This window comes from Enterovibrio calviensis DSM 14347, assembly GCF_000621165.1.
GTDB classification, from domain to species: Bacteria; Pseudomonadota; Gammaproteobacteria; order Enterobacterales; family Vibrionaceae; genus Enterovibrio; species Enterovibrio calviensis.
In genome coordinates, this window is record NZ_JHZA01000007.1 from 227683 (window position 1) to 243465 (window position 15783).

At 47.8% G+C, this 15783-nt stretch carries 13 protein-coding genes; 12 read left to right on the plus strand and 1 reads right to left on the minus strand.

The genetic code is table 11. The features are described from left to right. Window positions 1–333 precede the first annotated feature (333 nt). From nrdD to Q365_RS0105870, 10 genes are all read left to right on the plus strand, one after another. Window positions 334–2454, plus strand: coding sequence for an anaerobic ribonucleoside-triphosphate reductase (gene nrdD / locus Q365_RS0105825; RefSeq protein WP_028022456.1), 2121 nt, complete (start codon window positions 334–336; stop codon window positions 2452–2454). A gap of 9 nt (window positions 2455–2463) precedes the next feature. Next, window positions 2464–2931: an anaerobic ribonucleoside-triphosphate reductase-activating protein gene (gene nrdG / locus Q365_RS0105830; protein WP_028022457.1), complete on the plus strand. Its 468-nt coding sequence runs from the start codon at window positions 2464–2466 to the stop codon at window positions 2929–2931. A 272-nt stretch (window positions 2932–3203) separates the two neighbouring features. Next, window positions 3204–4751 carry a glutamate--cysteine ligase gene (gene gshA / locus Q365_RS0105835; protein ID WP_028022458.1) on the plus strand — a complete coding sequence of 516 codons (1548 nt, stop codon included), beginning with the start codon at window positions 3204–3206 and terminating at the stop codon, window positions 4749–4751. Between the two features lie 16 nt (window positions 4752–4767). After that, the gene (locus Q365_RS25510) at window positions 4768–6585 is read left to right on the plus strand and encodes an ABC transporter ATP-binding protein (protein WP_051563756.1); all 1818 of its coding nucleotides are present in this window, start codon (window positions 4768–4770) and stop codon (window positions 6583–6585) included. Continuing rightward, entirely contained in the window at window positions 6578–8407 is a 1830-nt protein-coding gene (locus Q365_RS0105845; protein WP_051563757.1) for an ABC transporter ATP-binding protein, read from the plus strand. The genes Q365_RS25510 and Q365_RS0105845 overlap by 8 nt, the downstream gene beginning before the upstream one ends. Before the next feature lie 25 nt (window positions 8408–8432). After that, window positions 8433–9893 carry a glutathione synthase gene (locus Q365_RS0105850; RefSeq protein WP_035024564.1) on the plus strand — a complete coding sequence of 487 codons (1461 nt, stop codon included), beginning with the start codon at window positions 8433–8435 and terminating at the stop codon, window positions 9891–9893. A gap of 61 nt (window positions 9894–9954) precedes the next feature. Further along, window positions 9955–10491: an RNA polymerase sigma factor SigZ gene (gene sigZ / locus Q365_RS0105855; protein ID WP_028022461.1), complete on the plus strand. Its 537-nt coding sequence runs from the start codon at window positions 9955–9957 to the stop codon at window positions 10489–10491. 170 nt (window positions 10492–10661) lie between these two features. After that, window positions 10662–11216 carry an ATP-dependent zinc protease family protein gene (locus Q365_RS0105860; RefSeq protein ID WP_051563758.1) on the plus strand — a complete coding sequence of 185 codons (555 nt, stop codon included), beginning with the start codon at window positions 10662–10664 and terminating at the stop codon, window positions 11214–11216. A gap of 98 nt (window positions 11217–11314) precedes the next feature. Further along, on the plus strand, window positions 11315–12499 hold the full coding sequence (locus tag Q365_RS0105865; protein ID WP_028022463.1) for an amino acid aminotransferase: 1185 nt from the start codon (window positions 11315–11317) through the stop codon (window positions 12497–12499). Window positions 12500–12585: 86 nt separating this feature from the next. Continuing rightward, window positions 12586–12951: a RidA family protein gene (locus tag Q365_RS0105870; protein WP_028022464.1), complete on the plus strand. Its 366-nt coding sequence runs from the start codon at window positions 12586–12588 to the stop codon at window positions 12949–12951. A gap of 83 nt (window positions 12952–13034) precedes the next feature. Here Q365_RS0105870 and yiaY read toward each other — a convergent pair whose 3' ends face one another. Next, complete coding sequence (gene yiaY / locus Q365_RS0105875) at window positions 13035–14183, minus strand: L-threonine dehydrogenase (RefSeq protein WP_028022465.1); 1149 nt, start codon at window positions 14181–14183, stop codon at window positions 13035–13037. Window positions 14184–14600: 417 nt separating this feature from the next. On the opposite strand from yiaY, the gene Q365_RS0105885 reads away from it, so the two are divergent. Together Q365_RS0105885 and Q365_RS0105890 are read left to right on the plus strand one after the other, a co-directional pair. Further along, window positions 14601–15050: a hypothetical protein gene (locus Q365_RS0105885; RefSeq protein ID WP_028022466.1), complete on the plus strand. Its 450-nt coding sequence runs from the start codon at window positions 14601–14603 to the stop codon at window positions 15048–15050. A 141-nt stretch (window positions 15051–15191) separates the two neighbouring features. After that, window positions 15192–15617: a hypothetical protein gene (locus Q365_RS0105890; protein WP_028022467.1), complete on the plus strand. Its 426-nt coding sequence runs from the start codon at window positions 15192–15194 to the stop codon at window positions 15615–15617. Window positions 15618–15783: the final 166 nt, after the last annotated feature.

Here is a 15783-nt window from a genome sequence, read left to right on the forward strand (position 1 = left end):
TAGCCCCATTAATCGAATAGATAAAAATCGCATCCCCTCGTGCCATGATCTAAATCAATGTATCGATCGTGGCTCGACGGTCTAATGCACCACATATTGTAGTGTTCGTTAGTTTTCTGCCCATATTTGGTATTTCTTGACGTTCTTCACAATTGTGTGTAAGTCGATTGTTTTAGCGATTAAGCTTTGTTCGATACAGCACCAATACTGTGAATGACGTGTTTTGAACATGGTCAGCCTAGCGCCGTTTTTCCGATGTGGTGCCCACCTTGAAATCAAGTTGGCGCAACCATTTCCCCTTGAATTGAAGGGTGATTCCTTGAGGAGCTATTTGTGAAACCTGTTGTCATCAAACGCGATGGAGCCCGCGTACCTTTTCAGCGCCAACGTATCGAAGATGCAGTGATTCGAGCCGCGCAAGCAGTAGAAGACATGGATCAAGCTTATGCAGCAGCAGTAGCAGATGGTGTTCTTGCACAAGTGATGCGTAACGATGAAGTGGATATCCATCAAATCCAAGACGCAGTAGAAAACCACTTGATGGCAGGCCCTTACAAGGCAGTCGCACGTGCTTATATCGAATACCGTCATGACCGTGACAGTGCGCGCGAAAAGAAAAGCCGTTTAAGCCATGAAATTCGCGGCTTAGTTGAGCAGACGAATTCTGACATTCTCAACGAGAATGCAAACAAAGACAGCAAGGTGATCCCGACTCAGCGAGATTTGCTAGCAGGGATTGTCGCCAAACACTACGCCAAGCAGTACATGTTGCCGAAGCACGTTGTGCGCGCCCACGATGACGGTGATATTCATTACCACGATTTGGACTATGCGCCATTCTTCCCGATGTTCAACTGTATGTTGGTTGATTTGGAAAACATGCTCACCCATGGCTTCAAAATGGGCAATGCGGAAATCGATACGCCGAAATCTATCCAGACGGCAACCGCTGTAACGGCACAGATCATCGCACAAGTTGCGTCACACATTTACGGTGGCACAACAATAAACCGTATTGATGAAGTGCTAGCGCCTTACGTTGAGATCAGTTACGAAAAGCATTTGATGGTTGCTCGCGAGTGGAACATCGCAGATGCAGAAAGCTATGCCGCTGCCCGTACAGAAAAAGAATGTTATGACGCATTTCAGTCGCTGGAATACGAAGTCAATACACTGCACACAGCGAATGGACAAACCCCGTTTGTCACGTTTGGATTTGGTCTAGGTGATTCGTGGTCAGCACGTTTGATCCAAAAATCCATTCTGCGCAATCGTATTGAAGGCTTGGGTAAAAACCGTAAAACCGCGGTATTCCCTAAGTTGGTGTTTAGCGTCAAAGCTGGCTTAAACCTCAAGAATGGCGAGCCTAACTACGACATTAAACAGCTAGCACTAGAGTGCGCGTCGAAGCGCATGTATCCAGACATTCTTAACTATGATCGCGTGGTTGAAGTGACGGGATCATTCAAAACGCCAATGGGCTGTCGTAGCTTCTTGTCGGACTATGAAGAGAACGGCAAGCTGATCCACGAAGGTCGCAACAACATTGGTGTGGTGAGTATTAACCTGCCGCGCATCGCACTCCGTGCCAATGGGAACGAAGAAACGTTCTACTCCATGCTTGATGAGGTGCTGGACGTTGCACGCGAAGGGTTGGATTCTCGCATCGATCGCCTTCGCGGTGTGAAAGCCCGTGTTGCACCCATCCTTTATATGGAAGGGGCGTGTGGTGTGCGTTTGAACCCAGACGATGATGTAAGTGAGATCTTCAAAAATGGTCGCGCTTCGATTTCACTGGGTTATATCGGCATTCACGAAACCATCAACGCATTGTACGGTACCGAAGAGCATGTTTATGACTCTGAAGTATTGCGCGAAAAAGCCTTGGATGTGGTTAAGTACCTGAAAGCGAAAACTGACAGCTGGAAAGAAGAAACGGGTTACGGTTTCAGCCTTTACAGCACCCCGAGTGAAAACTTGTGCAGTCGCTTCTGTAAAATTGACGCGAAAGAGTTTGGTGTTGTGGATGGCGTGACTGACAAAGGTTACTACACCAACAGTTTCCACCTAGATGTGGAAAAAGCGGTGAATCCGTACGACAAAATCGACTTTGAAATGCCATACCCAGAAGTCGCGAATGGCGGATTCATTTGTTACGGCGAATACCCGAACATTCAGCATAACGTTGAAGCGTTAGAAAATGTCTGGGACTACAGCTACGAACGCGTGCCTTACTACGGCACCAATACGCCGATCGACGAATGCTATGAATGCGGCTTTACCGGTGAATTTGATTGTTCCAGCAAAGGCTTTGTATGTCCAAGTTGCGGTAATCACGATTCAACCAAGGTGTCTGTCACTCGTCGCGTTTGCGGTTATTTAGGCAGCCCGGATGCGCGCCCATTCAATGATGGCAAACAGGAAGAAGTGCAGCGCCGCGTTAAGCACATGTAAGGTTTGAACATGAATTTCCATCAGTATTATCCGGTTGACGTTGTTAATGGCGAAGGCACACGCTGCACCTTGTTTGTTGCTGGGTGTGAGCATCAATGCCGTGGCTGCTACAACCAAAGCACCTGGTCATTAACCTCGGGTCAGGTTTTCGATAAGCAGATGGAAGATCGTGTGATTGCCGATCTCAATGATACGCGTATCAAGCGCCGTGGTTTGTCATTAAGCGGGGGTGATCCATTGCACCCCGCGAATGTTCAAGCTGTGTTGGCATTGGTGAAGCGTGTTCGCCTCGAATGTGAAGGCAAAGACATTTGGTTATGGACAGGCTACGAGTTAGCCAATCTGACCGCCGAACAGCATGAGATTGTGTCGCTTATCGATGTTCTCGTGGACGGCAAGTTTGAAAAAGATCTTGCTGATCCATCACTACCTTGGCGGGGCAGCAGCAATCAGGTTATTCACAGACTGAGATGCTAATTTCCCATTGAACCTTCGTTGGTTGAGCTTTCACAAAACTTGCCGTTAACGGGTCTCATCCCGCCCACTGAGCCCTAGCCATTTCGCTGGGGCTTTGTCTTATGTGATACAGCCTTCAGCCTCAATTCGAGACAGCACTTTCGTGAAGAAAAATAATTTCCAATTTCTTTCGTCTTTTTTGCGTCTTCTCCGTCTTATAGGCAAAGAACATAAAAATGAACGCTCGAGATAGCTTGAGCGTTGTGACTCATTCCTTGCTGTATAAGAACTAAATGAAAATAACATCGATAAATACATTGGCAGCGACGCTAGGAGGCATTCGCCGCGGAATCGAAAAGGAAACCGTTCGCACCACCCCAAAAGGGGCAATTTCTCCACATTCCCACCCAGAGTCGCTGGGTTCAGCATTGATGCATCCGTTTATCACCACTGACTTTGCTGAAGCGCAGTTGGAATTGATCACGCCTGCCTATACGGATAAACACGCGGTATTTTCACATTTGGCGTCACTCCACCATTTCGTGGCGGGAAACTTGGCGAATCAAGACATGCTGTGGGCGGGAAGTTTACCGCCGGTTTTGCCAGAAGAAGAGGCGATTGAGATTGCGAACTATGGCACCTCCAATGCTGCACAAATGAAAATGCGTTATCGCCAAGGTTTAGCGAATCGTTATGGCAAAAGAATGCAGACCATTTCAGGTATTCACTACAACTTCTCATTGCCTGACAACTTCTGGACGATCCTACACGCACAAGCGCAAAGCCCTTTGTCATTGGCGGACTTTATTTCAGAGCGCTATTTCCACCTGATCCGCAATGCCATGCGCCATGGTTGGATTGTGGCGTATCTCTTTGGCGCATCACCCGCATTAGACAAAAGCTATGTGGCGGGCCGTGAGCAAGATTTAGATGCGTTGGAGGCATTGGACTCCGAAACGCTTTACATGCCTTGGGCGACATCATTGCGTCTTAGTCGTTTTGGTTACACCAACAGTGAACAGTCGCAATATCCTATTAGCTACAACGACAAAAACACCTACCTCCAAGGGGTGTCTGCGCTGTTGGCTAAGCCGAGTGAGAAATATCTGTCGATTGAAGAAGGGCAGCAACTCAATGCGGCGATCTTGCAGTTGGAAGCGGAGCTTTATGGGGCAATTCGCCCGAAAGTAGTGGCGAAAGACATGCGCCCCTTGGAAGCACTTTGTCGCAAGGGCGTTGAATATGTCGAACTTCGCACCGTCGACAATAACCCGTATTTACCTCTCGGGATCAATGAAACACAAAGTCATTTCTTGGATATGTTTTTGACGTACTGTGCTTTAACGCCGAGCCCATCGCTCACGGTGGAAGAGCAATCAGTGATTAAGTCACGCATGGAGAGCGTCGCGACCATGGGACGTAAACCGAACTTGATGCTGCCGACGCTGACAGGTGACCATTCATTGGTTGAGTTAGGGACGAAATTGTTGGCGGAGATGGCAGACGTCGCTTCGTTGTTCGACCGTGCGTTTGATACCCATGAGTATTCGCAAAGTCTGATGCTCGAAAATCAGAAATTGCATGATCCTGCATTGACGCCATCCGCAATGATGGTCGCAGATATGCAGCAAGGAGGCATCGGTTACACCGCTCTCGTAACCACCTTGTCTCAAGCTCATATGCAAACTCACCGAGAGTTCTCAGTAGAGCCCGATCTTCACGACCAACTGACCGCCATGGTGCCAAGTTCGTTACGCGAACAGCAAGTGCTAGAGGCAGAACAACCCGTGTCGTTTGAAGATTTCCTCAGCAAGAAAAACGCCATCACCTGCGACTGCTAATACGAGACAACACTTCATGGAATTAATCTGGAAAATGCGCGGGTACATGCGACTGTGTACCCGACGCTATCTTATCGCCTTCGTTGCGTTACAAACGGTTGCGCTGTTGAATCTGGCGCCGCCTTGGCTGATTGGCCGTATTGTCGATGCAATTAGCACCAACACACTGACAGCTGATTTCCTTGGCTTACATTTGGTTGGGATTGTCGTCGCGGCGATCACCATGTATGGGCTTCGTTATGTGTGGAACAGTCAACTGTACGGCGCAGCGATAGAAATATCCCGCGCGGTGAGAACTGACCTGTTTGCGCACCTAACGCGTTTATCACCGTCGTTTTATCATAAACACAGCACGGGCGATTTAATGGCGCACGCGACCAATGACCTGAACGCGGTTGAGCAAGCCGCAGGTGATGGCGTGATGACCTTAGTCGACTCGCTGATCGCCGGTTTTACTGTGATTTTCGGTATGGTTTTTCTTGTGAGTGGTCATCTGACTGCCGTCGCATTACTGCCATTTCCTTTGTTGGTCTACGTGACGCGACGATATGGCGCTGGCATGCAAAAACGGTTTGGACGAGCGCAGGGCGCGTTTTCTCTTCTGAATGAAGAAGTGAGGGAGACGGTAGCGGGTATTCGGGCAGTACGGTCACATGGTATTAATCAACGCCAGCAAGCTCGGTTCGCAGATAACTTAGAAGAAACGCTGGATGCCAATATAGAAGTGGCGAAAGTGGATGCGTTATTTGGCCCAACCATTCAATTGATCTACGGCTCATCGTTTGTGATCACCTTAGTGTACGGCGCATGGATGATTAACACCGGTGCACTCTCCGTGGGTTTGTTTACCAGCTTTACTTTGTACCTTGCCCAATTGCTGGGGCCTTTCCTGCAATTTGGCTGGCAGTTCAATGTGTTCCAGCGAGGCAATACGTCTTGGAAACGTCTTGAAACGGTCTTTAAGCAACAACCAGATGTTGTGGAAGGGACAAAAGAGGTTCCCGCGAATACGCCCCTAACGTTAGACGTTGATATCCGTGAATTTGCGTACCCATCTTCGACGCACAATGTGCTTGAGAACGTTCACTTCAACCTCAATCAAGGAGGTTTCATTGGCGTCACTGGGCCAACTGGGGGAGGGAAAAGTTCGCTAATCAGCCTGATTCTTCGTCAGTTCACGCTGAGCGATAACGCCTCACACCTCGCATTGGCTGGCATTTCGACGGAGGAACTGACCTTTAACGCGTTACGCCAAACAATGGCGTGGGTACCTCAAAATCCGCAACTGTTTTCAGGAACGATTGCAGACAACATAGCGCTGGGTAACCCTACAGCGACACGCAAAGAAATAGAATTCGTCGCAGAAGTGGCAGGTATTACTGCCGAAATTAATGCGATGAAAGACGGGTTCGACAGTGAGCTTTCAGAAAATGGATCCAACCTTTCTGGTGGTCAAAGGCAGCGTGTTGCTTTGGCGCGCGCGTTGTTGACTGGCGCTGACATCTTATTGCTGGATGACCCATTTAGTGCGCTGGACATGCGAACCGAAGCCTTGGTTCGACACAATTTGAAAAAACACTTTTCACACAAATCGATGTTGTTGGTGACCCAGCGTTTACCCAATCTTCGTCATGCCGATGACATTCTGGTTCTCGAGCAAGGTCGTGTTGCAGAACGTGGTAATCATTGCGCATTAATGGAGGCACAAGGCTGGTATGCAAAGGTGTATGAACGACAGGCGCATCACCCACTGCAAGACATAGATGGGCTAGACGCGCCACAAGTGAGCGGTGACACAGCGAGAAATAATGCCGTGGAGGTCAACCATGCATAACAACAAGTCAGGGCAGGAAAACGTACCGCGTGCCCGGCAGTCTTTCGCGTTTAAGCGACTCATGGGCTATACACGCCCTCATAAACTTCGTTTTGCCGTGGCGTTTGGTTTTTTGTTTGTCGCGGTGGTCGCGGAAATGGCGATTCCTTGGTTAGCCAAGATCATCATCGATGACGTGATTGTTCCAACCCAGTTTAATTGGCAACACCTGCTGTTACTGAGTGGCGCGGTGTTGGGCCTATATGTCGTGCAATGTGGCTTCCAGTATTTACAGGCTGTTTCATTTCGCCACGGCGCGCTGCTGGTGGTGAACGATGTCAGAAAGCAATTGTTCGATCATGTGTTGAAGCTGCCGATTGCTGCATTTGACCGCTCTTCAACAGGGCGGATGGTCTCCTACGTCACCAACGACACCGAGTCTTTGCGAGATTTGTTCGTCTCAACCTTGCCGACCATCATTCAAGGCAGTTTGCGTATCACGGGCATTTTTATCGCCATTTCTCTGCTGGATTGGCGTTTGATGATGCTGAGTTTGGTGCTCATCCCAGTGCTGCTATTGACCATGAACGCTTATCGCAAATTGTCTACGCCAGTACTGGATGGCATTCGGGTTCAAATTAGTCATATCAACAACCGGATCAGTGAATCGCTACAGGGAATGTCGCTGGTGCAGGCATTTGGTCAGGAAAAAGCGTTTAGAGCGAAATTCAAGCAAGACAACGATGCATGGTTTGCGTTCAGAGCACGTTCGATTGCTATTGATAGCTTGATGCTTCTGCCTTTTACCCGCTTGATTGGCGCATTTGCCGCGTTAGCCATCGTGGCATGGTTTGGTATGGCGTCGCTTCAAACCGTGGTTGAAATCGGTACTTTGTATGCGTTTTTGAATTACATCGAGCGTTTCTTTGAACCGTTCCGTCAGCTGTCGATGGAATTACGAAAAATGCAGGTGGCATTGGTCTCGTCAGCGCGAGTGTTTGAGCTATTGGATGAGCCGACGGATGAAACGCACAACACGCACCTAGCACCAGTGACGTTACCCGCCCACAAAGATATCGAATTTCGTCACGTCAAAATGGCGTATGAAGAGGGCATAAACGCATTGGACGATGTCAGCTTTGTGGCAAAAAGCGGTGAATTCACGGCAATCGTCGGTCACAGCGGCAGTGGGAAAAGCTCCGTGGCTAACTTGCTGATGCGTTTTTATCAGCATCATCAAGGAGAGGTGTTGATCGGTGGCATGCCGATTCAGTCGTTACCAGACGCGCAGGTACGTCAATTGATCGGGCTAGTGTCGCAAGACCCCTATATGTTCTCGGGTTCTCTCAGAGACAACATCGATTTATCTGCATCACGTGGTACGGATTCTGATGTTGCCGAGACAGCAGCGGAGGCGGTCAATGCATCGAGCTTTATTACAAGATTGCCAGATGGATATGACCATCAACCCGGGCATGGCGGTGCATCACTGTCTGTGGGCGAAAAACAGCTGGTTGCATTGGCACGTGTACTCGCACATGGGCCAGAGATTTACCTATTGGACGAGGCAACCGCGAATATTGATAGCGAAACCGAAGAAGCCGTAAAAAAGGCATTGTCTGCCATTCAGTATGGACGAACCGTTATTGCTGTCGCTCATCGCCTTTCAACGATAAGAAATGCCGACCAAATACTGGTAATGAGCAAAGGGAAAATTGTTCAACGTGGCACTCACGATTCGCTTGTGTCTCAGCCAGGTGAATACCGAGAGCTGGATTTAGCGCAGAAAGAAAAAGAAGAACATGATTCTGAAAATGCCCATCTTGGTCTCGTGATCGCATGACGCATTTTTCAATGAAGGTAGTACGATGAAAAATTTGAATATCCCTTTGATTGACAAACAAATTACCGACGAAGCCTTACAGTGGGCGATGATGCACGGTGTGGCGATTAAAAATGCAGACGGAACGGCGCGCCATTGCCCGTTTAGCGTTGCACCAATGACGATGAAGCGTCGTGTATACGAGCATTTGCTAAAGGTGACCCCGATTCTGACCAAGCTGATCAGTGCGGTGTCCGAAGATCATGCATTCCTTAAAGCATCGCTGACCGACATGGCGAAAGCCGATCCGTTTTTCGACCGTTTATTCTGGATGCACGAGCAGATCCACGGTACTGAGGAAGCGCCGAAGGCGGCACCTCGTCAGCCTTTACTGCTGATGCGGACGGATTACATGGATGACCGTCAACAAGGGGCGAAAGTTATCGAGTTTAATGGTATCGCCGCGGGTATGGGACCCTTTGGTCAACGAGCCAATGAGTTGCACGACTTCATGCGTCGCCAATGGCCAAAAACGTATCAAGACTGGATTGAATCCCCAACGGCGACACCGGCCGATAACCAATGCTTGGAGCAGCTAGCGAACGCCATTGCGACGTCAGGACAGCAAGTGCGAGATGCGTTTGGCGAAGAGGGAAAACCCACTTTCCTAATGGTCGTACAAAAAGACGAAGACAATGTGTATGACCAGCACTTGTTGGAAGTGGCATTACAATCTCTCGGTATCCGCACAGTTCGTCGCACCTTCCACCAACTGTCGTCGCAATTGTACTCGGGCGATAATCAACGTTTGATGCTAGAAAACGTCGGCGCGCTAGACGTGGTCTATCTGCGTGCAGGCTATCAGTTTTCGGATTACTTCGCGCCTGAACTGCTTGAACCAAACTGTTGTGCGACACTAAGCCAGATCCGCGTTTTTATTGAGCAACACAACGTGGCGGTGAACGCGACGGTGAGCCAGCAATTGGCGACCAGCAAGACGATGCAAATGATCCTGACGATGATGAAGACATCAGCCCTGACAAAGTGGGGACTAACCGAAGAAGAAGCGGTGCTCGTCAACAGCGTCTTGGCCGACATGTTACCCGTGTCTTCGTCGACAATTACATGGTTTGAAAATGAAGCTGTTAAGCAGGATTGGGTGCTAAAAAACCAAGGAGAGGGTGGAGGGCATTGTATTTTTGGTGAGGACATTAGCGCGAAATTGCATTTGCTCAATCCAGAAGAATATGACGCATGGGCGTTAATGCAGCGGTTATACCCGCACGAACGTGAGCGTCCGACCCTTGCGGTGCGTAACGGGGTTCAAACCAAAGTTGATGATTTGGTCAGTGAGATTGGCTTGTTCACTGCATTTTTCAATGGTCAGGCAATGACAGAACACGCGGGTTATGCCGGTTATCTTGTTCGAAGCAAACCGGCCAAAGAAAACGAAGGTGGCATTCACAGTGGAAAAGGGATACTTGATTCCATTACGCTGATTGACTGATATACTTCCTTCTGAACCACTAAGGCCGCGGATCTCGCGGTCTTTATCTTTGAGTAAGACGATGACGATAGAAACCATTTGGGGCGAATACCAATCAAGCGTAAAAGCCTTTCTGCATGCGAAAGTGTCAAACCCTGATGACGTGGACGATCTGTTACAAGACATCGTGCTAAAAACGTACCTGCACCTAGAAGAGGTCCGAGACAATACCAAGATAAAGTCTTGGCTGTTTCAGGTTGCGAACAATGCCATCATCGACTTCTACCGTCAAAAGGGCAAAGGTAAACACCTGACACAAGATGACCTTTGGTTTGAGCATGACAAAGATGATGTCCGTGAAGAGTTGTCTGAATGTATGTTGCCTTTTATTCAAGCATTGCCGCGTGAAGATGCCGACATGCTGACGGCTATCGAACTATATGGGCAGTCTCAGAAAGCTTATGCTGAAAAATACGGTATGAACTACTCCACGCTCAAATCACGCCTTCAGAAAAGCCGCTCAAAAATCAATGCACTGTTCAATGAGTGCTGTGAGCTAAAGCTTGATAAAAACGGCAGCGTCATAGACTACGAAGAGCGTAAAGATTGCGGTTGCTGATATAACCCATGAAAGCCCATTCGCATTGAATCAAAAAAGCCTTCGATAATGACAAAATATAACAAGAACTTATGGCTTTAATGATTGTCGATATATGAGACCTAACGGTTGTTTTCGGTACCAATTTATTGTGATGGTATCGTTGAATTTCACTATTAAGGAGTGCCGCCTTGAATCGTAAAATTGCCACCTTGCTGTTTTGCACTTTCCTTCTTCCAATTGGTCATGCCGTTGCAAATACCGATACCACACCTCCTGTTTACGAACACTCTCCCAACGGCAAAATGATCATGGGTGAGAAAGAGTGGGTCAGAGTCGATGAACTTGGTGTTGTTGCCATGGCCCGCGTCGATACAGGGGCGACAACATCCTCTATCAGCGCAATTGATATTGAATCGTTCGAACGTGATGGAGACAAGTGGGTGAAGTTTCGCTTGGCTCACAATGAGGGGCAAAGCGCGCTGATTGAGAAAGCGGTTGAGCGAACCGTGAGAATTATTCAATCCAGTTCAGAAGGCTATGAGCGAAGATATGTCGTGAATCTGCCGATCACGATTGGTGATACCACCATGGACACGGAATTTACGCTGCGTGATCGTAATCACCTCAATTTTCCGGTGCTGCTTGGACGAACCTATTTGAAACATACCGCGCTCGTTGATGTGAGCAGAAAATACGTTCAGCCTAAACCGGAAACCAAACCGGAAACTGCCGTAAACCAATGATGACAAGGGAAAGACCGAACATCGCGGTTTTTTGTTTTCACCACGCTTGTCTTTGGGTAAGGTACGTAATTATTGCCGTTAAATAAGGATGTTATTCCATGTTAGATCTGCTTTCTCCGGCGCAACAAGACCCCATTCTGTCTCTTTCCATTGCATTTCGCGGAGATACTCGTGCGGATAAAATGGATTTGGGCATTGGCGTTTATAAAGACAGCCAAGGTAACACACCTATTATGCAGGCAGTCAAAGCCGCGCAGCAGCAACTGGCTGATTCTCAGACCACAAAAAGCTATGTGGGGCTCGCCGGAAACGAAACATTTAACCAAGTCATGACTGATCTTCTTCTTAAAGGCACTGATGGCTACTCACGCTGTGCCACGGTTCAAACGCCAGGCGCAAGTGGTGCGCTTCGTATGTTGGGCGATCTGATGTATCTCGCCAAGCCAGTGACAACGGTATGGATCACTGACCCGAGCTACGTGAACCATAAGCCCGTCATGCAAGCTGCAGGTTTACACGTCAAATTTTACCCGTACTTTGATGCGGCGACGAAACAAGTAAACCCTGAAGCAATGCTCGAAGCTTTGAGCAAAGCGGGCCCGGATGATGTCGTACTTCTGCATGGCTGTTGCCATAACCCAACAGGTGCGGATATTCGCCCAGAGCATTGGCAAGCGATTAACGAGTTGGCACAAAAGAACGGTTTTACGCCTTTTGTTGATATCGCCTACCAAGGTTTTGGTGAAGGCTTAGAAGAAGATGGCTACGGACTTCGTGTGCTGGCTGACTCAGTAGAAGAAATGCTGATTGCGACGTCATGTTCAAAGAACTTTGGCCTGTACCGCGAGCGCACTGGCGCAGCCATTGTTATCGGCAAAAATGCCAATGAAGCCACCAATGCCAAAGGCCGTATTCTGCAGTTGGCGCGTTCAACGTACACCATGCCACCTGATCACGGCGCAGCGATTGTTGAAACGATTTTGACCAGTGATGAACTCACCAAGGTGTGGCGTGAAGAGTTGGATAGCATGCGTGGTCGCATCGTGTCTCTTCGTGATGGCTTAACTGCAGCACTTAGTGCCCGTACCGGTGACGGTCACTTCGATTTCATTAAAGAACACAAAGGCATGTTTTCGATGCTGGCGATGTCGCCGGAGCAGATGCTTAAGTTAAGAGAAGATTTTGGCATCTATGCAGTTGGTGACAGCCGAATTAACGTCGCGGGTTTGACGGAATCGCGTATTGATTACTTAGCCGATGCCTTGATTGCTGTTTCTAAATAAGCCATTCGAGATTATGTTTTCGATAAAGCCAGCATTGTGCTGGCTTTGTTTTCCCATGCATTCAATAGATAACGTAGATAAAAATCATGAAAATTCATCGTATTAACCCGGCTCAGCGTTGGTCAGATGTTACTGTATTCAATGGCATTGCTCACTTCGTAGAAGTGCCAGAAAGCGACTTAACTGCCGATATCGCTGGCCAAACTGCTCAGGTACTTAAGCAAGCAGAAGAAATGTTGGCGTTAGTGGCTAGTGATAAAACGCGCATCCTTTCTGTGACCATTTATATTACCGATTTTGCAAACCTAGAAGCGCTTAACAGTGTATGGGATGCATGGTTTGAAGCGGGCACAGCACCAAGTCGCGCGTGTGTGAAAGCGGAACTTGCCGATCCTGGCTACTTAGTTGAAATGGCTTTTGTCGCTGCGGCAGGCGAAGAGTTCCAGTCGTAATTGGCGACCGAACGAATCATAACGAAAGGGCAGCGACAAACACGCTGCCCTTTTTTGTACATTGAACTATTCAATAACGACGCTTACATTGCGCTGCGGAAAATTTCACAAATCTCAGCATGGGTCGCTTGTTTAGGATTCGTAAAACCACACGCATCTTTCAGTGCATTTTCAGCCAGAACAGCGAAGTCATCGGCTTTTACGCCTAGCGCTTCCAAACCTGCTGGAATACCTACGTCTTTAGATAGAACCTGAATCGCTTCAATTGCGGCTTCAGCGCCTTGTTCTGCGGTTAGGTTATCGACGTTAACGCCCATTGCCTTCGCAACATCACGTAAACGGCTCGCTGATACCTGTACGTTATATTTTTGAACGTGTGGAAGGAGAACGGCATTACACACGCCATGTGGCAAGTCGTAGAAACCACCAAGCTGGTGAGCCATTGCGTGCACGTAACCCAAAGAAGCGTTGTTGAACGCCATGCCAGCCATGAATTGCGCGTAAGCCATTTGCTCGCGGGCTTCTAGGTTTTGTCCATCATTAACTGCGGTGCGTAAGTGTGCTTGAATGAGTTCAATCGCCTTAATCGCCACAGCGTCAGTGATAGGAGATGCTGCGATAGAAACGTAGGCTTCAACCGCATGAGTTAACGCATCCATACCCGTCGCGGCAGTCAGAGATTTTGGTTTCGCCAGCATCAATTCTGGGTCATTCACTGAAATTAATGGCGTGGTGTTTTTGTCCACGATAGCCATTTTGATGTGGCGCTCTTCATCGGTAATGATGCAGAAGCGAGTCATTTCAGATGCAGTACCGGCTGTGGTATTGATAGCAATGAGAGGAAGCTGCGCTTTCGCTGACTGGTCGACACCTTCATAGTCACCAATTTTACCGCCATTTGCGGCTACCAGAGCAATGCCTTTTGCACAGTCATGCGGTGAACCACCACCCAGTGAAATAACAAAATCACAGCTATTTGCTTCAAGTATCGCTAGTCCAGCCTCAACGTTACCAATGGTTGGGTTGGGTTGAGTGCCATCAAAAACGGCAGTCATTACGCCACGCTCTGAGAGTAGAGCCGTGACTTTTTCGACGACGCCAATCTCATTCAATACTTTGTCGGTCACAATCAGACCGTTTTTGAAACCGTGTGACTGAATCGCGTTGACAGCGTCGGTAAGGCAACCTGCGCCCATTAAGTTAACTGTAGGGATGTAAAATGCACTTGTCATTTCGTTTCTCCGTGATGATCACGTTAATAATTATTAGTTAGACGCAGAGGGTGAGTATGTCGCCCATCTTGTCCGTGCCTAGATTTTTTAGCATTTATTGAGCGCGATGCACTTTGATCTGAATCAAACGACGGGTCTGGTGATGGTGGCGTGTGCCAAGAGTTTGAACCAGATCATTTTAATTGCAGGCAGTGTTAATATATTGAAAAGTAAATATTTATTTTATTTTTAATTGGTTGATGACTGGCGATCATATGTGCTCGTGGCACGTTTTCACTGAGGTTCAGTAATGCAGAGGGCTATTCTCGTCGTTGTCGTCTTCATTTAGGTATAAAAAAGTTCATATAAATAGACATGAACGAGAAGCGCAACTACGATACCTTTTGTCATTCACTCACAGTTGCATATAGGGAAAGCATGCTCTGGTACAAGGTCGACCATCAACTTAAACTTCACGACATTAGCCTTATCGTAGGCCCGAATCGAACAGACAAAACAAGGTTCCTATGTGAACAATACGACGGGTTTTCTTTCCTCATCGATGTTTCCAAGGCCAAAATCGCCTATTGCGGTGGAGATACCAGTGTTACAGAAGAAGAATGGAATGATATTGTCGCTCGTGATTGCCCATTCATAACGGTCGACGATGCCCATCTATTGAAGCCGCTAGATCTTCTCAAACTTGTCGACATCGCGGTAGAAACCAAGAAGCGACTTTATCTCTCTTGTAACGAAACGATAGCGGCCTACCTGCCTGACTTTCTCTCCCATGCTAAGAAGTTCCAACTGTCGGTGGTTAAGCTCGAAAGGCTTACTGATGACGATGTGTGTGCTTGGACGCTGGCGGATGTGAAAGGAAAAGAGTGATAGCAGTGATTTGCTGAGTAAATGAGAGCATTTATGTTTAACTATTCAGCAGATAACACCTCGTTACGCTATTCCTGTTTCTTGCCACCATTTATTCAATTAAGATCTGCCAACAAGAATCGGCTTTCGAGGTCTAATATGATGAAAAAATCCATAACAGCCATGGTACTTCTTTTTGCTTTGACGGGTTGTGATGACGCTGCGAAGGCAATTGATCAGGCGCAAGATGCGGCTAACAAAGCAGTAGACGGTCTTCAGCAGCAAATTGAATCCGTAGATTTAGGCGAATTAAATCTAGACCAATTTGGAGACGCGGCGGATTCCGCGAAAGCACTGGCAATGTCCGTCGAAGAAGCAGTCAAAGCTGATTTTTCCGACCCACAAGCACTTGTTGAAGTGAGAGAACAAGTCGCCAACGCATACAGCTGTTTGGTTGATGCCACGTCAGAAAGCACAGCCGAGAAATTGCTGAACACCGTACTTTCTTCGATCGGTAACGAAGATGCATTGTCTGTCATCGACAAGGGCATAGAGAAAGCGAAAGCCGCTCAAGAGTGTGTGATGTAATTGCACTGACTCATACTGGATGGTACTGCAAGTTACCATCGGACTAAAAAGGCTTAGAGTTGACGCTTTAAGCCTTTTTTGTTTTGAAATTTTTGCTGCACAAATATCATGTAGGGTTAAAAACAATCTACAATCTACAATCTACAATCTACAATCTACAATCTAC